The following is a 16,955-nucleotide window of genomic DNA, read 5'->3' on the forward strand; positions in this document are numbered from 1 at the left end:
GTCGCCGAGCCTCTACTTCGCCAGGGAGCGCCCGATGACCAGGCGCTGGATCTGGTTGGTGCCTTCGAATATCTGCATGATCTTGGCTTCGCGCATGAAGCGCTCCACTCGGAAGTCGCGGGTGTAGCCGTTGCCGCCGAGCACTTGCACGGCGTCGGTCGTCACTTTCATCGCCGCATCGGTCGCGACAAGCTTCGCCGTCGCCGCGGCACGCGAGTAGTCGCGTCCGGCGTCGCGTCGTCTGGCGGCGTCGAGGTAGGTCGCGCGTGCCGAGTCGACGGCCGCCGCCATGTCGGCCAGCAGGAACGACAGCCCCTGGTGGTCGATGATGGCCTTCCCGAACGTCTGACGTTCCTTCGCGTAGTCGACGGCGGCGTCGAGTGCCGCCTGTGCGAGCCCGGTGGCGCACGCGGCGATGCCGAGCCTGCCCGAGTCGAGGGCGGAGAACGCGATCTGCAGCCCCTGCCCCGGCTCGCCGAGGAGGCGGTCGGCTCCGACGAAGGCGTCGCTGTACGACGCGGCGGCCGTCGGCACCGCGTGCAGCCCCATCTTCTCCTCGGGCCTGCCGAACTCGAGTCCGTCGCTCGCGCGCGGGATCAACAGGCACGAGATGCCTTTGGAGCCCTCGCCGGTCCGCACGAACGTGTTGTAGGCGTCGGCGATGCCGCCGTGCGTGATCCACGATTTGGTGCCGGTCACCGCATAGCCGCCGTCGACCGGAGTCGCGCGACAGGCGACGGCCGCCGCATCCGAGCCGGCCTGCGGCTCGGACAGGCTGTACGCGCCGATCAAGCGCCCGTTCAACAGGTCGGGCAGCCACCGTTGCTTCTGCTCGTCGGTGCCGTAGGTGAACAGCGGGAAGCAGGCTAGGCCGTGAACACTGACCGCGACCGCCACCGACGCCCACTTGGCCGCCAACTCTTCGAGGACCTGCAGGTACACCTCGTACGGCTGGCCGCCGCCGTCGTGCTCCTCGGGATACGGCAGGCCGAGCAAGCCTGCGTCGCCGAGCGCCGCGAACACACCCTCCGGGTAGGTCTCGTCCTTCTCGTGGGTGTCGACGATCGGCTCGAGCAGTCGGTCGCCGACGTCCCGGACCAGGTCGATGAGGTCGTGCGCCTCGTCCGACGGCAGTAGGCGGTCAACCGGCATGCTCAACCTCTTCTCGTGACGGATGGCGAATCGTCTCAACCGTACCCAGTCGCGTGCGGGCAGATCAGATGAGATCAGGACCCGAGACTCACGTGGACGGTCCCGGTGTCGTCCTCCCAGTACGGTACGTCGACGCGACGTTCCGTGCCGTCGACGACGACGGCGACGGTCAGCGGGCGGTGCACGAGCACCCGCCCGGTCAGAGCTCGTCCGGTCGTCGCAGCGAGCGTGACGAGCTCGGCGGAGTCGGCGTCGACGGCCTCCCCGTCGCCCACCGGGACCCCGTGGCATGTCTGCGACGCGAGATCGGCGTCGAGGACGTCCGCGAGGAGCGCTGCATCGTCGGGGTCGACGGCCGGCCCGGGCACCACGGCACGGTCGGCGGGGAGCGCGCTCGTCCACCACGAGCGGTCGACGACGATCGGCGCATCGGTCACCGTCCCGGCGAGCGTTCGGGCGCCGTCCGGCGGCCGGAGGTCGTCCACGGCGACGAGACCGTCACGGACCGCGCCGACCACGGCGGCGTGGGCGCGGACTGCGACCCCGGGTGCGACGTCGAGGTCGGCGTCGCCGAGTCGGTCGAGCCAGACCTGCGCATCGTCGGCGTCGTCGGGTCGGTCGGCGACGAGAAGCGGAGCCGCGGCGGCCGGGACGTCGTGCAGCGCGTCGAAGAGTCCGGCGAACCCGCGATGGTCAACGGCCCGTCGATGACGCAGCGCCGTCCCGTCGACCTCGGCGTATCGCCGCAGCCACCACCGGGTGTAACCGGCGTCGAGCAACGGAGCCGTCGCGTCGTCGGCGAGCAGTGCGAGCGCCGCGCGCCACCGGTCGGGATCGACGAGGTCGAGGTCGCGTATCGCGTGGACGGTCTCCGGCGGCACATCGAAACCGTCCCACCACTCGTCCTCGTCGGGCAGGTCGTGGTCGGGCCCGGTCGGCAGGTCGTCGTGCACGACGGTGAATCCCCAGCCGACGCCGATCGCCCGCAACGCCTTGGGCCCGTACCGCTCGACGAGTGCCGGATCGACGGTGCCGAACGGAGAGTCGGCCACAAGCACGTCTCGCAGCGGGGCGCCGGGAAGGAGGAGTTCGTCAGCAGGCCAGTCGTCGCCGTCGTCCGCGCGCAGTTCGAGAGCTCCCAAACCCGATGACGCGAGACCTGATGTCTCATCGAGGTCGCCGAGGGCGACGAGGTCCAGGACTGCGGCCGACAGATCCGCGTGCGAGTCCGCGGCGTCGATCGCCGCGATCAGCGCGGGATCGGCGAGCGCGTCGGCGACACTGCAGTGCTCGAGGCCGAGCCGGTCGAGCAACGGATCGTAGGCGTCCGGGTGCACGAGCGGAAGCCAGTCCGGGGCCGCAGCCTCACCGGCGCCGGACACGAGTCCGTCGAGGACGTAGAGCCCGCGCGCACCGCGGTGGGTCCGGCCGTCGGTCCGCGGGATCGGCAGCGCCCCAAGTTCCGCGGCGTCGTCGCCGGTCTGCACGAGGACCGCGAGCGCGGCGTACAGGCTCTGCCACCAGGACGGCGGCCGCCGCACACCGGACAGTTCGTCGGCGAGGTCGGCCAACCCGATCTGGCGGGCGCCCAACCGAACCAGCGCTGCGGCGCCGGGACGGTCGGAGACGGCTGCGTGCGCGAGCGGATCGAGGACGTCGGCGAGAACGGGGCCGAGCCGGTCGGGCAGGCCGGGCAGCACCCACGCGCGCTCGGGCGCGAGGACGTCGCCGCCCACGGTCGGCACCCAGCGCGCGACGCCCAGGTCGGCGAGGATCTGTTCGTGCAGTCGCGCCGCTATCCGTCCCGCCGACAGGGTCGGCTGCGGGATCAGTCGGTGCTTCTGGTCGTCGGGGGCCAGCGCGACGAGATCGGTGTATCCGGCGGCCGCCGACGCGATGTCGGCGTCGGGGTGGACGTCGCGCCGGTCGGGCGTCAGCGGCAGGCGGGTGATGACCCGGGCGGGCAACGCGAGGTGCACGCCGGTCGCCGTCGGGCTGCGCAGAACGTCGTCGGTGAGCGGTGAGATCGAGTCCTCCCGCTGATCGAGCTCGGTCGCCGCCATCCACGTGTTGGAACCGCTGCGCGCGACGAGCCACCGCGCGACGATCTCGCCGTCTCGGACGATCGACACGTGGTCGCCGTCGGTCTGCCGCTCGAACGATTCGTCGCCGACGTCGATCCGACGCAGGGCAGGCAGTTCGAGGAGGAGGTCGGGCACTTGGCCCGCGAATCCGGCGTACAGGTCCGCCGCGACACTCCCCGCGTCGACGGACACCTCGGTGGTGAATCCCTGCGGCGGCACCGCGTCCGACGGCCACGCCAGCCGTTGCGCGGGAACGGTTTCGCTTGTCCCTGCTTGTGGTGTCCCTGCTTGTGGTGTCCCTGCTTGTGGTGTCCCTGCTTGTGCCCGCACCGCATCGATGCTGCGCTGCCGATCGAACTCGATGGCCCCGCTGGTCGACGCTATCTGCACACGATCGGCGAAGGCGGTCGATCGGAAACCGACGCCGAAGTGGCCGACGGTCGGTCCGCCGAGCGATGGTTTCGGCGAGACACGCAGTGCCGTCAGAGAGTAGACGCCGTCGCGAGTGAGCGGCGCGCCGGTGTTCGCGAAGCGCAGCACGGCGCCGTCGAGTGCGATCGCCAGGCGACCGTCGCCGTCGACGGCCGCATCGGCGGCGTTCGCCGCGAGTTCAGTGAGGAGCCGTCCGCGATAGCCGATGTCGGAGAGTTCGCGTTCGGCCGCCGCGTCCTCGGCCATCCGAGTGTGCGACGACTGCCACGAAGCGAGCGTCGCCGCACGCAGCGCGGTCAGCCCGAAGGGGTCTGGGATACCGGAGGCGTCAGGCGTGCGACTGGCCATCGGATCCGACGGGCTCGGCGGGGCGGGCGACCACTTCGATCGCTCCGTCGTCGAACGCGTCGTAGGCGGGGCTGCCACCACCCTCGGGTGCCTTCACATCCGAGTGGGCACCACACCCGTACTCGGCGGAGACGACGTGCCCGTCCGCGGAGAGCTCGTTGGCGCACACCCCGAATCCGGCGTGCAGGGCTCCGGCGACCGGCAGGTAGAAGCCGCAGGTTCCACAGGCGTGCCGAGCGTTGCGCGCCATCGTCGACGTCGGACCGAAGTCGCCGTCGTACCAGCGCTGCGCGGCGTCCGCACGGCCTTCGAGGGACAGCAGGCGTCGACGCCCCAACCCGATCTCGGCGGACACCTGGCCGACCTCGTCGGCGTCGAGTGGGCTCACGTCCTGCGTGTCGACCTGGCCCGAGACCAGCCGCGGATCGTCGTCGGGCGCGGCGAGCAGGTCACCGGGACCAAGATCACCTGGAGCCACTCGTTTGACCCACGGCACCCAGTCGGGCGCCAACAGCGCATCACCGGCGGGGAGCAGCGCGACTTCGCTCACGGTGACCTCGGACGAGTCCGGAGCGCCGGCGACGACGACGCACCACTGCCAGCCCCGATAGCCGGGGACCTGGGCGTCGAAGTAGTGCGCAGCGGCGTAGTCGCCCTCCGCCGCGGACCCGGTGTGGGCACCGGGATTCTCGCCTTCGGCGACGAGAGCAGCGCGGGCGATGTCGACGGCGTCGACGAGTCGGGGCGAAGAGATAGCAACACTCACATGTCCAGTGTGCAATAGCCGGGCCCCTCGACGCACGTCAGGCACGTCCCTGCGGCACGATGTCCGGGCGATGAGGAACAATCGAAGTCGTGAACACCCGTGGATCTCATGACGACCGCGGGGCAGGCGGTCGCCCGCGTCCCGCTCCGGAGACGCCGCACAGAGGGGACGCGCAGGCCCGGCGGTCGCGTCGCCCTGCCCCGCACCCAGGACAGGCCAACTACCCGGCCGACGGTCCCCGACGAACGCCGCGGACACCCACACGCAAGTTCGACGCGCCCGCAGGCGGGCACGATCGACCTGCCAGCGGCGCCTATCTTCCGCCGCGCACCCACAATCCGCATCTGCCGCCGTTGTCGCACGAGGACCCGCACGACGCCGAGACCGAGGCGTTCGACACCGACCGCCGCGGACGCAAGAAGCGCCTGACGGACGGCGCCGAATACGTGCCACCGGAGAAGGTCACCGTCGTGCGGGTGATGGCACGTCGCTCGCGGTACTTCACTCGGGTCGGAGCCAAGATGGTGCACCGCGCGGCGACGGCCGACGGCGCCGACCGTTCCGGGCTCACTGCGCTCACTCTCCCGGTGATCGCGAACACGGCGGTCGACGCCGCGATGGCGATCGCCCTCGCCAACACCCTGTTCTTCGCCGCGGCGACCGCCGATTCGAAGGTGAGCGTCGGCCTCTATCTGGCGATCACGATCGCTCCGTTCGCGTTCATCGCGCCGCTCATCGGCCCGGTCTTGGACCGGTTGCAGCACGGTCGACGGATCGCGATGGCGACGACGTTCGCGCTGCGCCTGGTCCTCGGCCTGTTGATCATCGTCAACTCGTCGTGGAACTCGGACACGATGCAGCTCGAGTACAAGCCGTGGGTTCTCTACCCGTGCGCGCTCGGGCTGATGGTGCTGTCCAAATCGTTCGGCGTGCTCAAATCGGCGGCCGCCCCACGCGTGCTGCCACCGTCGATCGACCTGGTCCGAGTCAACTCACGTCTGACCGTGTTCGGCCTCGTCGCAGGCACGATGGTCGGCGGCGCGATCGCAGGAGCCTTGGAGTTCGTCCTCGGCAAAGCGTTCCCGTTCCATGTACCCGGCGCGATGATCTGGCTGTGCCTGGTCGCCGCGGTCGGCGCGTACTTCTGCATGAAGATCCCCGCCTGGGTCGAGGTCACCGAAGGCGAAGTTCCGACCACCCTGACCTACCGCGGCGATCCGTCCGCCGAAGAGACCTCGCCGTCGAAGGGCGCGAGCTTCTCCCGCGAACTCGCTGCCAAGATGCGGCAGCCGCTCGGCCGAACCGTGGTCGTCGGCTTGTGGGGCAACGGCACGATCCGCATCCTGACCGGATTCCTCACCCTGTACATCGCGTTCTACGCGAAGGCACAGCCCGATACGACGGGCTTGCAGCAGATGCTGATGCTCGGCGCCGTCGGTGCGGCTGCGGGTGTCGGCAACTTCCTCGGCAACGGTCTCGGCACTCGCTTGGAGCTCAAGAGCCCGACCCGGATCGTGATCATGGCGACCGCCGCAACCTTCGCCGCATGTGTGCTCGCCGCGGTCTTCGGGTCCCTGCTCCTCGTCGTCGTCGCGGGTTTCACCGGTTCGGCGACGAGCGCGATCGCGAAGGTCTGCATGGACTCGGCGATCCAAGACGGCCTGCCCGACGAGTCGCGGGCCTCGGCGTTCGGCCGTTCGGAGACCGTCCTGCAACTGTGCTGGGTCCTCGGCGCCAGCCTCGGCGTAATCCTGCCGACCGATATCTGGATCGGCTTCACCGTCGTGTCCGTCCTCGTCGGTGTAGGTTTCGTCCAGACCCTGCTCACCAGCCGCGGTTCGACGCTGGTGCCCGGCATCGGCGGCCGTCGTCCCGATCATGCGGCTCCGACCGTCCCGTTCGCCGCGCAGGGGTCGCCGCCGCCCAGCGCCGCACCGACGCGCCGCGTCCGCTGACCCGCCGATAAGCGAAAAGGATTTCTCTCGTGCTTCATTCCGGAGACAAGAAGGTGCTGGCGAAGCTCGCTGCGGCGGTCGCCGTCGTGGTCGTCGCCATCGCCGTCGTCACCACCGTCCTGATGGCGACCGCCGACGACTCCGAGACGCTGCCCACGGTCTCGGTGCAGGCAGGCGATGAGTTGGTGCGGGCCGAACCCAGCTATTGGTGCGCCCTCGACATGACCGACTGCCGTCCCACAGATCCGCGGCAGGTCGAGACTCTTCCGGTGAATGTAGTGCGGGCGCCCGCACCGATCGGCAGCACCGTCTTGGTGTCGGTGCCCCACGAGGTGGCCGAGGGGCCGTGGATGGCCATCGCGCAGTATGCGACGCCTCGCGGCGTGTACCGCGCCATCGACGTCGAGCCGTCCGAGCGCACCTACACGAAGAAGTTCCCGACCCGGCCCGACGCGGTGCTGCTCGGCGTCGAGGTGTGGTCGGTCTCGACCGTCCTGCAGAACGCCCCGGACGGGATCGAGTCGCTCGACGGGTCGATCCTGATGCGGGGGACGTACACGATCGACACGGTGCCCGATCACTTCCAGATCCCGAACTCGACCGAACTGCCCGACCGCCGCAACTGACCACACACGAGAGCGCGGCCCCGTCCTCGACGGAGCCGCGCTCTTATCTGTGCTGTCGTGTCTACTGCTCGATCAGCGGTCCAGTTCGCGCGTGACTCCGCGGACCACTTCGGAGATCCGCTGCGAGGTCTTGCGATCGGGGTAGCGCCCGTTGCGGAGGCCCGGCTGCACCGTGCCCTCGAGCAGGGTGATCAGGTCGGCGACCAACCCGTGCAGTTCGTCCGGGCTCATCCGCTTGGCGTCCGGACGCTTGTCGCGTCGGGCCTCGCGGTTGTTCTTGACGACGCTCGGCGCAGGCTCGAGCACCGTGACGCGCAGCGCCTGAGGACCGCGGCGGCCGGCAGCCATGTCGAACTCGACGCGCTGTCCGGCTTTCAACTCGGGCGCGTCGTCGCCGAGCGCCGACGCACGGACGTACACGTCCTCGCCTTCGTCCTGGGACAGGAATCCGAAGCCCTTGTCGGCGTCGTACCACTTCACTCGGCCGCTTGGCACAGCACTCACCCTCAACTGGTTAATCTGCCTAAAGAATCACGTAAGCGCCCGACGTAGCCGCTGGCAGTACGACTCGAGGCGCGTGGTGTCCGATTCTACCGCCTGGATTACCGTGGACTGCATGCAGACCCAGAAGTCCTCCCGCCTGTTGGCGACGGCCGTGGTGCTGTTCGCCGTCGGAATGATCGCGTCGATCGCACTCCTTCTCCCCGCGGTCCGCGACAGCAACCAGGCGATCGTGGTGACGGTGTATCTGCTCGCGCTGTGCGCCCCGCTCGGTTTCGTCCTCGGACTGGTCTTCGCGCTGCTGTCGGGCAGGCGCAGCCGGTGACGGGCTCGTCGCCACTCACCCCGGTCTCCGCAGAAGGCGCACTCAAACAGGCGTACAGCTGCTTCCCGACCGGCGTCGTCGCCGTATGCCGCCGGACCGCTGACGGCGACGTCGGGATGTCGGCGAGCGCATTCACGACGGTGTCGCTCGACCCGCCGTTGGTCTCGGTGTGCGTGCGCGACGGATCGTCGACGTGGCCGCGGCTGGCGACCGCCGACCGACTCGGCGTCAGCGTCTTCGCGTCCCATCAGGGCGACGCGTGCCGCCGCCTGGCGGGCCCTCCGGAGTCACGATTCGATGACGTACATCGTTGGTCGACGGACTCGGGCGCACTGTTCGTCGCGGGAGCCGCCGCCCATCTGGAGTGCTCGGTGGAACACGTGGTGCCGGCGGGCGACCACCACGTGGTACTGCTCCGGATTCATGCCCTACGCAGCGATCCGAGCGTCGATCCACTGGTCTTTCACGCGTCGACGTTCCGCGCACTGGAGGCGCGGCGGGCACGATCGTGAGCCGACTTCGTGGTCCGCGTCTCAATTATTGCGTGATCCTCATCACATAACAGTGTGATAACGAACCGGACACGGGCCGGGTATCAGTGGCGTGAACTGCGCAGACGCGCGACAGAGCCCGAAATGCGCCGATAGTGCCACCGAATCCGCCACGAGCAAGACCGTGAAATCGACCGCTACTCACCCGTAGTGTTCAGGACGGTCATCCACCAGGTGATCGACCCGAACCCGATAACTCTTTCTGCCGCGCCAAACCTCGCTCCGCTGAAAGAGAACGCATGACAGGACTTTCAGGAGCGAGGACGGGGGACCCACCATCTCCCTGTGAGACCCGGCGGACGAGCGATCGACCGCCTTGGGGTTAAGTACCCGGGCATCGGCCACCAGCCGAACCCGGCGACCGGGCACCTCTCGCCCGAACCCGACAGCTCACCTCGTAGGCGCGTGGAGAGAGGAAAAACACATGTCCGGACGTCACGCCAAGCAGACGACCAATACCAAGACCTTCGCCAAGATCGCCGCGACCTCCGTCGTACTCGGCGGCATCGGCGGCGGCGCAGCCCTCCTCGGCGCAGGCCAGGCATCCGCCGCGACCGACTCCGAGTGGAACCAGGTCGCGCAGTGCGAGTCGGGCGGCAACTGGTCCATCAACACCGGCAACGGCTACCACGGCGGCCTGCAGTTCAGCCCGAGCACCTGGGCTGCCAACGGCGGCACCCAGTACGCTCCGACCGCCGACCAGGCTTCGCGTGAGCAGCAGATCGCCATCGGCGAGCGCGTCCTCGCATCGCAGGGCGCCGGCGCATGGCCGACCTGTGGCGGCGTCCTCTCCGGCCCGAGCCAGCGCACCGCGCCCGCTCCCGAGAAGGCCCCCGAGGCCCCGAGCCAGCAGAACGGCTCGCAGAGCGGCTCGACCGAAGCCAAGACCAGCGACGAGGTCAAGAGCCAGGTCGACGAGACCATCGAGAAGGCCGACGTCAGCCCCGAGGTCCGCAAGGCCTGGAAGGCTGCCAAGGACAGCGGCTACGACCTGACGCCCGATCAGATCAAGCTGTTCAACCAGAACAAGCACCTGCTGCCTTCCTAAGCAGAGCTAGCTCTTCCGAGTAGGCCTCCACTCACGCGAGTGGAGGCCTACTTTTTTGCCCCGCACGCCCGGGCTACGACAGCTACGCGCCAGGCCCTGCTCATTCGAGCAGGGCCTGGCGCGTAGGTCTTCGCTAGAAGCGGATCAGCGGTTCACGACGGTCTTCGCGTGTACGTATGGAAGGTCGTCCACCGGCAGCGGGAACTCCGTGTCGCCGAACGGCGAGAGAGCGCCCGACACGTGCGCGAGGAACTCGGTTACTGCGTGGTCGTCGCCGGTCTCTTCGGGCCAGCCGTTGTCCACGTATCCATTCTTCTTAGCCACGGCGTTCATTCTGCCATGAGTGCACCACACAGGCCTACGCACCCGGCACATCGGACGCCGGTCAGTAAGATGGATCGAATGAGTCCGGACCACCCGTTGCGCAGCTGCGCCGAAGAGTTGGCGAGCCGGCCGGACGACCGCCTCGCCGAACTCCTGGTCCGACGACCCGATCTCGCGTCGCCACCGCCGCGGGGAACCGGGGTCCTCGCACAGCGGTCTCTGGCAGCCGCATCCATCTCGTTGGCAGGCGAAGACCTCGACCTCCTGGCCGTCGCCGTCGTCGAAGCATTCCTCGACGTCTCGTCCGCTTCGCGCCGCGGCCACGGGCTGCTCGGACCGGTGACCCGCGACGACATCGTGGCGAGGCTGGGCCGGCGCGCACGCCGCCCCGACGTTGACGCCCGGCTCGCGCTTCTCGCCGACCGCGCTCTGATCTGGCCGAGCGGATCCTCGACCGGCAAGAAGGCGACGAGCTGGGTGGCGGGGGTCCACCTGGCGTCCGCGTTGCCGTGGCGGACGCCGCACCTGATCACTCCCATCGCAACGACCGAGCCAGACGAGATCTCGAGCCGGATCGACAACCTCGACGACCGACCGCGTGAACTCCTCACGACGCTCGCGAACGGTCACGCACTCGGTCGCTCGCGCGACGCGGCCCCCGACGCCGACCCGGCAGCCCCTGTCCCCCGCCTCATCGCATCGGATCTCCTGTCCCGCGTCGACGAGCAGACCGTCGAACTGCCGCCGCAGGTCGGTCAGATCCTGCGCGGCGAGCCGCCGCTGGCCACGACGAGTCTGACGGCGCCGGAGCTCTCCGGCACGCCGTCGCGCTTCGACGCGGCCACGGTCGACGCTGCCGGTGCGGGCGAGGCTCTCGAGTTCCTCCGCCACACCGGCGATCTGCTCGCCGCTCTCTCCGAAGCTCCCGCGGCCGTGCTGCGCGCGGGCGGCATGGGCGTCCGCGAACTCCGACGCCTCGCCAAGGCGACCGGTCTGTCTACGACCCGCGTCGGGCTGCTCGTCGAACTCTCCGCCGCAGGGCACCTGATCGACGCGGGTGTCCCCGAGTCGATCGACGTCCTGTCCGGTGACGACGTGTTCGCTCCGACGACGTCGAGTGACACCTGGCTGCACTACGAACCGGGCCGCCGGTGGGCGCACCTGGCCGACTGCTGGATCGACCTGCCTCGGTGTGCGTGGCGCATCGGCGAGACCGACCGCGACAGCGCGATCATCGGTGCACTCGCCTCCACTGCGTTCGATCACTCGGCGCCCCTCGTCCGACGCACGATCCTGACGCCGCTCACCGAGGTCGAGCCTGCGGTGGGAGTCAGCGTCACCGCGCTCACCGCGCTGCTCGGGTGGCGGCACCCACGGCAGTTGCGTCGCTTCACCACCCGCCTTGTCGGCGAGACGCTGCGCGAGGCGACCGAACTCGGGCTCGTCGCACACGGAGCCCTGACCGCGGCAGGCCGCGCACTGCTCGCCGTCCCGACCTTCGACGAGGACGATCCCGACGGGGGCGATCGGGGCGATCTCGTCGACGTGATGACCGCGGCGCTCCCCGAGCCCATCGACTACTTCCTCGTGCAGGCCGACTTCACCGTCACCGCGCCCGGTCCGCTCACTCCGGAGTTGGCCGAACGACTCGCGCTGGTCGCCGACCTGGAGTCCGGCGGCGCCGCCTCGGTGTACCGAGTCACCGAGGACGGGATCCGCCGCGCGCTCGACACCGGCCGAACGGCCGCGGAGCTGACTGCCTTGTTCACCCAGCACTCCAAGACACCCGTCCCTCAGTCGTTGACCTACCTGATCGACGACGTCGCGCGCCGACACGGACAGCTTCGCGTCGGGGTGGCGTCGTCGTTCGTGCGCTGCGAGGACGAGGCGACGTTGACGGCTGTGTTGCGCAGCTCCGCCGCAGGCGACGTGTCGCTGCGTGCGCTGGCGCCGACGGTCGCGGTGTCGGCGGCACCGCTGCGCGACGTCGTCGAGCGGCTGCGTGCCGCGGGCTTCGCCCCTGCGGGCGAGGACTCGTCCGGCGCGCTGATCGATCTGCGCAGCCGCGGAGTGCGGGTCCCCGCGAGAACCCGCCGGGCACCGATTCCGGCCCGTCGCGGACGGATCGGCCCCGGCCAGGCCGCCACCGTCGTCGGCCGCATGCGCGTCGCCGACCGTGCGGAGGCTCCGGTGTCGACCGCCACGTCGACCGGTTCGGGCGCGACGACGTCGGCCCTCATCCAGTTGGCTATGCAGACCGGGCGCAGGCTGCGCATCGGATACGTCGACGCGCACGGCGGCGCGAGTCGTCATGTCGTGAAGGCCCAATCGCTCGCCGCAGGCCAGCTCGTCGCCGTCGAAGAGATCGGCGGCGAGGACCTGCGGTTCGCGCTGCACCGCATCACCCGCGTCGAACTCCTGTAGTCGCCGGTGCCGTCAGTCGCCGCCCGGTGTGGCCGAGAAGCCCGCAGGCCTGGACAATGGACGAGTGACCGACGGACCGCTGATCGTGCAATCGGACAAGACCCTCCTGCTGGAGGTCGACCATCCCGCCGCCGCGCAGGCACGCGCGGCGATCGCGCCGTTCGCCGAACTCGAACGCGCGCCCGAACACATCCACACCTACCGGGTGACCCCGCTGGCACTGTGGAACGCGCGGGCCGCAGGCCACGACGCCGAGCAGGTGGTCGACGCCCTCGTCACCCATTCCCGGTTCCCCGTGCCGCAGCCGCTGCTGGTCGACATCGTCGACACGATGGGCCGCTTCGGTCGTCTGCAACTCGTGAAGCACCCCGCGCACGGGCTCACCCTCGTATCGTTCGACCGCGCCGTCCTCGAGGAGATCCTCCGCCACAAGAAGGTGGCTCCGATGCTCGGCACACGTATCGACGACGACACCGTCATCGTCCACCCGTCCGAGCGCGGTCGACTCAAGCAGATTCTACTCAAGGTCGGCTGGCCTGCCGAGGACCTCGCGGGTTACGTCGACGGCGAGGCGCACCCGATTGAGCTCGTACAGGACGACTGGTCGCTGCGCGACTATCAGGAGATGGCCACGGACTCGTTCTGGGCGGGCGGGTCGGGCGTCATCGTCCTGCCGTGCGGCGCCGGTAAGACGATGGTCGGCGCGGCCGCGATGGCCAAGGCCGGTGCGACGACTCTGATCCTCGTGACGAACACCGTCGCGGGACGCCAGTGGAAACGTGAACTGATCGCACGCACGTCGCTCACCGAGGACGAGATCGGCGAGTATTCGGGCGAACGCAAGGAAGTCCGCCCCGTCACGATCGCCACGTACCAGGTCATCACCCGAAAGACGAAGGGCGAGTACAAGAATCTCGACCTGTTCGATTCGCGCGACTGGGGCCTCATCGTCTACGACGAGGTGCACCTCCTGCCTGCCCCGGTCTTCCGGATGACCGCCGATCTGCAGTCGCGGCGCCGACTCGGACTCACGGCGACACTCGTCCGCGAGGACGGCCGCGAAGGCGACGTGTTCAGCCTCATCGGGCCCAAGCGCTACGACGCGCCGTGGAAGGACATCGAGGCGCAGGGCTGGATCGCACCGGCCGATTGCATCGAGGTCCGGGTGACGATGACCGACGAGGAACGGTTGCAGTACGCGGTCGCCGAGGCCGACACGAAGTACAAGCTCTGCTCGACGGTCCACTCGAAGGTCAACGTCGTCAAGAACATTCTCAGTAAGCACGGGAATTCTCAGACGCTCGTGATCGGCGCCTACATCGACCAGCTCGAGGAGCTCGGTCGTGAGCTCGACGCTCCGGTCATCCAGGGATCGACGCGCAACGCCGAGCGCGAGAAGCTGTTCGACGCGTTCCGGCGCGGCGAGCTCTCGACGCTCGTGGTCTCCAAGGTCGCGAACTTCTCGATCGACCTGCCGGAGGCGTCGGTCGCCGTCCAAGTATCGGGGACGTTCGGCTCCCGCCAGGAGGAGGCGCAGCGTCTCGGACGTCTTCTGCGCCCCAAGTCCGACGGCGGTCAGGCGCACTTCTACTCGGTCGTCTCCCGCGACTCCCTCGACGCGGACTACGCCGCGCACCGGCAGCGTTTCCTCGCCGAGCAGGGCTACGCGTACCGGATCGTCGACGCGGCAGACCTGGTGTAGACGCATGCCGATGGTCAGCCGGATGCGCCCGTTCACGTCGACGATCTTCGCCGAGATGTCGGCGCTGGCCGTCGAGCACGACGCGGTGAACCTCGGGCAGGGATTCCCCGACTCCGACGGCCCTGCGTCGATGCTCGAGGCCGCACAGCGAGCGATAGCCGACGGACACAATCAGTACCCGCCGGGCCCCGGCATCCCGGCCCTGCGTGAAGCCGTCGCCGCACAACAACTCGACGATTACGGACTCGCCTACGATCCCGACACCCAGGTACTGGTGACCGTCGGCGCGACGGAGGCCATCGCGGGTGCGATCCTCGGCCTGGTGGAGCCCGGCCGCGAGGTCGTCATGATCGAGCCGTACTACGACGCCTATGCGGCCGCTGTCGCGCTGGCCGGCGGGGTGCGTCGCACCGTCCCGCTGGTTGCGGACGGCGACGGCTTCACACTCGACCGAGACGCGCTGGCCGCCGCGATCGGGCCGGACACGGCCGCCGTCGTGGTGAACTCCCCGCACAATCCGACCGGGACCATCGTGTCGGACGACGACCTCACCGAGATCTCCCGACTGTGCGTCGAGCACGACGTGATCGCTATCGCCGACGAGGTCTACGAGCACCTCGTGTTCGACGGGGCCGCCCACCATCCGCTCGCGACGTTCCCCGGCATGGCCGAGCGGACCCTGCGGATATCCGGGGCCGCGAAGACTTTCCATGTCACGGGGTGGAAGGTCGGCTGGATCAGCGGTCCGGCCGACCTCGTCCAGGCGGCCCGCGCAGCCAAACAGTTCTTGACGTACGTGGGCAGCGGACCGTTCCAGCCCGCCGTCGCGCATGCGCTGCGCACCGAGATGGACTGGGTGCGCACCGACGCTCAATCCCTGGGGCGCAAACGCACTCGCCTGTCGAACGCACTCGCCGCCGCCGGTTTCACCGTGCACCGCAGCGACGCGACCTACTTCGTGTGCGCCGATCCGCGTCCCCTCGGGATCAGCGACGGCGCGGCGTTCTGCCGAGAGCTCCCCGCCCGCATCGGCGTGACCGCGGTCCCGGTCAGCGCGTTCGTCGACCACCCGCAGCCATGGCGACACATGGTCCGGTTCGCATTCGCCAAGGACGACGACCTGATCGACGAGGCCGCGCGGCGGCTGGCGCGGTTGTAGCGCCCGACTAGAACACGCCCGAGGGTCGGAACTGGACGCTGACCCGCGGGCCGACGCCGCTCGCCTTCGGCACGGCGTGCTCCCAGGTCCGTTGGCAGCTGCCGCCCATCACCAGCAGGTCGCCGGAGCCGAGGACGAACCGGCGGGAGGCTCCCCCGCCGTACGGACGGAGCAGCAGTGGGCGCGGTGCGCCGAGCGACAGGATCGCGACCAGCGTGTCGTGGGTCCGCCCTCGTCCGATCCGGTCCCCGTGCCAGGCGACGCTGTCGGTTCCGTCGCGGTACAGACACAGGCCCGCCGTCTCGAAACCACCGGGCAGCGCCGACCGGTAGTGGTCGCTGAGCGCGTCGCGGGCCACGTCGAGGATCGGGTGCGGCAGTCGGTCGTCGCCGAGGTACATCGCGAGTAGACGCGGCACAGCGACCGTCGCGGCGTACATGCGCCGTTCCTCGGCCCGCCACGGCACCTGTGTGCGCAGCGCGTCGAAGACGTCGACGGATCCTTGGAGCCAACCGGGACGGACATCGACCCATGCGCCGTCGGAGAGCTCGGTGCGACGGACTCCCGTCGTCAGCGACGTCAGTACAGGGCCGGCATCAGTGGCGTCGAAGAGGCTCGTCTGCAGTCCCGCCGCCATAGCCGAAATCGTACACCTGTTCGAATGTCGGCACTAGACCTCGAACACCTCTCCGGTCAGCCGCTCGGACTCGGCCCACAGCAGATCCCGCAGACCCTGGTCGTCGGCAGCGCGGCGCACCCGAGCCTTCGTCGGATAGCCACGGAAGCCGCCGGGGCCGTTCGGGCCGTAGAAGTCGCCGTTGCGCACATCGGGCATCGTCGCCGCATACAACGTCGGGAGGGCTCCGCGCTCGGCAGGCTGACCGACCCGAAGCCAGGTCGCCAGATCCATCACGGCGTCGAACCTCGTCTGCGACTTGCCGGTGAGACTGGTGGAGGCGTAGCCCGGATGCGCGATCACGGCGCGCTTCCTCGACCCCGCCGCCCTCAGACGACGCGCGAGTTCCCGCGCGAAGGCGAGGTTCGCCAGCTTGGAGTCGCCGTAGGCCTCCCACCGGTTGTAGGTCCGGCGCTCCCAGTTCACGTCGTCGAACCGTTTCCGCGACCCGTACTGCATGAGCGACGAGACGACCACGACCCGGTCGGTCACCTTCGGGAGGAGCAACGAGGTGAGGACGAAGTGACCGAGATGATTGGTGCCCATCTGCATCTCGAAGCCGTCGACGGTGCGCCGGAACGGGACCGCCATCACGCCGGCATTGTTGACCAGGACGTCCGCCTCGTCGACGCTGTCCGCGAACTCACGCACGGACGCCAGATCGGAGAGGTCGAGCCGAGCCACGGTCGCCGCGGGACCGATGTCGCGCGCCACCGCGTTCGCCGTCTCCTGGTTCCGGCACGCCAACGTCACCCGCGCACCCGCTGCGGCCAGCGCTCTCGCCGTGGCTGCGCCCAACCCGCTGTTGGCTCCGGTGACGATGTACCGACGGCCGTTCTGCGGCGGAATGTCGCTCGCGTCCCACTTCGCGACCACTGAGCC

Annotated in this window: 15 protein-coding genes and 1 riboswitch; of the genes, 8 read left to right on the plus strand and 7 right to left on the minus strand. The window is 69.4% G+C overall.

What is annotated here, in order from left to right:
• Positions 1–12 precede the first annotated feature (12 nt).
• From L5G32_RS01115 to L5G32_RS01125, 3 genes are all read right to left on the minus strand, one after another.
• On the minus strand, positions 13–1,152 hold the full coding sequence (locus tag L5G32_RS01115) for an acyl-CoA dehydrogenase family protein (protein WP_237009167.1): 1,140 nt from the start codon (positions 1,150–1,152) through the stop codon (positions 13–15).
• A 74-nt stretch (positions 1,153–1,226) separates the two neighbouring features.
• Complete coding sequence (locus L5G32_RS01120; protein ID WP_237009168.1) at positions 1,227–4,016, minus strand: sacsin N-terminal ATP-binding-like domain-containing protein; 2,790 nt, start codon at positions 4,014–4,016, stop codon at positions 1,227–1,229.
• Positions 3,997–4,782 carry a DUF3027 domain-containing protein gene (locus L5G32_RS01125; RefSeq protein WP_237009169.1) on the minus strand — a complete coding sequence of 262 codons (786 nt, stop codon included), beginning with the start codon at positions 4,780–4,782 and terminating at the stop codon, positions 3,997–3,999. The genes L5G32_RS01120 and L5G32_RS01125 overlap by 20 nt, the downstream gene beginning before the upstream one ends.
• 89 nt (positions 4,783–4,871) lie before the next feature.
• Here L5G32_RS01125 and L5G32_RS01130 point away from each other — a divergent pair, with 89 nt between their 5' ends.
• Both L5G32_RS01130 and L5G32_RS01135 read left to right on the plus strand, forming a co-directional pair.
• Complete coding sequence (locus L5G32_RS01130; RefSeq protein WP_237009170.1) at positions 4,872–6,737, plus strand: MFS transporter; 1,866 nt, start codon at positions 4,872–4,874, stop codon at positions 6,735–6,737.
• Between the two features lie 29 nt (positions 6,738–6,766).
• Complete coding sequence (locus L5G32_RS01135; RefSeq protein ID WP_237009171.1) at positions 6,767–7,363, plus strand: DUF2771 family protein; 597 nt, start codon at positions 6,767–6,769, stop codon at positions 7,361–7,363.
• Positions 7,364–7,435: 72 nt separating this feature from the next.
• Here the strand turns inward: L5G32_RS01135 and L5G32_RS01140 are convergent, their stop codons facing one another.
• Positions 7,436–7,858 (minus strand): cold-shock protein, encoded by a 423-nt coding sequence (locus L5G32_RS01140; protein ID WP_237009614.1) that lies wholly within the window; start codon positions 7,856–7,858, stop codon positions 7,436–7,438.
• Positions 7,859–7,979: 121 nt separating this feature from the next.
• Here L5G32_RS01140 and L5G32_RS01145 point away from each other — a divergent pair, with 121 nt between their 5' ends.
• From L5G32_RS01145 to L5G32_RS01155, 3 genes are all read left to right on the plus strand, one after another.
• A complete protein-coding gene (locus L5G32_RS01145; RefSeq protein WP_237009172.1) occupies positions 7,980–8,189 on the plus strand; it encodes a hypothetical protein in 210 nt (69 codons plus the stop codon).
• Entirely contained in the window at positions 8,186–8,701 is a 516-nt protein-coding gene (locus tag L5G32_RS01150) for a flavin reductase family protein (protein WP_237009173.1), read from the plus strand. Before L5G32_RS01145 ends, L5G32_RS01150 begins: the two co-directional genes overlap by 4 nt.
• Positions 8,702–8,953: 252 nt before the next feature.
• Positions 8,954–9,160, plus strand: a riboswitch (cyclic di-AMP (ydaO/yuaA leader).
• 4 nt (positions 9,161–9,164) lie between these two features.
• Entirely contained in the window at positions 9,165–9,788 is a 624-nt protein-coding gene (locus L5G32_RS01155; RefSeq protein WP_237009174.1) for a transglycosylase family protein, read from the plus strand.
• 144 nt (positions 9,789–9,932) lie between these two features.
• Here the strand turns inward: L5G32_RS01155 and L5G32_RS01160 are convergent, their stop codons facing one another.
• Complete coding sequence (locus tag L5G32_RS01160) at positions 9,933–10,121, minus strand: hypothetical protein (RefSeq protein ID WP_237009175.1); 189 nt, start codon at positions 10,119–10,121, stop codon at positions 9,933–9,935.
• Positions 10,122–10,190: 69 nt separating this feature from the next.
• Between L5G32_RS01160 and L5G32_RS01165 the strand changes: the two genes are divergently transcribed.
• The 3 genes from L5G32_RS01165 to L5G32_RS01175 all read left to right on the plus strand — a co-directional run bounded on the left by L5G32_RS01165 (position 10,191) and on the right by L5G32_RS01175 (position 15,397).
• Complete coding sequence (locus L5G32_RS01165) at positions 10,191–12,536, plus strand: helicase-associated domain-containing protein (protein ID WP_237009176.1); 2,346 nt, start codon at positions 10,191–10,193, stop codon at positions 12,534–12,536.
• Between the two features lie 64 nt (positions 12,537–12,600).
• Positions 12,601–14,238, plus strand: coding sequence for a DNA repair helicase XPB (locus L5G32_RS01170; RefSeq protein WP_237009177.1), 1,638 nt, complete (start codon positions 12,601–12,603; stop codon positions 14,236–14,238).
• 4 nt (positions 14,239–14,242) lie between these two features.
• On the plus strand, positions 14,243–15,397 hold the full coding sequence (locus tag L5G32_RS01175) for a pyridoxal phosphate-dependent aminotransferase (protein WP_237009178.1): 1,155 nt from the start codon (positions 14,243–14,245) through the stop codon (positions 15,395–15,397).
• A gap of 7 nt (positions 15,398–15,404) precedes the next feature.
• On the opposite strand, the gene L5G32_RS01180 is transcribed toward L5G32_RS01175, so the two are convergent.
• Together L5G32_RS01180 and L5G32_RS01185 are read right to left on the minus strand one after the other, a co-directional pair.
• Positions 15,405–16,034, minus strand: coding sequence for an alpha-ketoglutarate-dependent dioxygenase AlkB (locus L5G32_RS01180; protein WP_237009179.1), 630 nt, complete (start codon positions 16,032–16,034; stop codon positions 15,405–15,407).
• A 33-nt stretch (positions 16,035–16,067) separates the two neighbouring features.
• Positions 16,068–16,949 carry an oxidoreductase gene (locus L5G32_RS01185; protein ID WP_237009180.1) on the minus strand — a complete coding sequence of 294 codons (882 nt, stop codon included), beginning with the start codon at positions 16,947–16,949 and terminating at the stop codon, positions 16,068–16,070.
• Positions 16,950–16,955: the final 6 nt, after the last annotated feature.

It is taken from the genome of Gordonia zhenghanii (assembly GCF_021738965.1).
Taxonomy (GTDB): domain Bacteria; phylum Actinomycetota; class Actinomycetes; order Mycobacteriales; family Mycobacteriaceae; genus Gordonia; species Gordonia zhenghanii.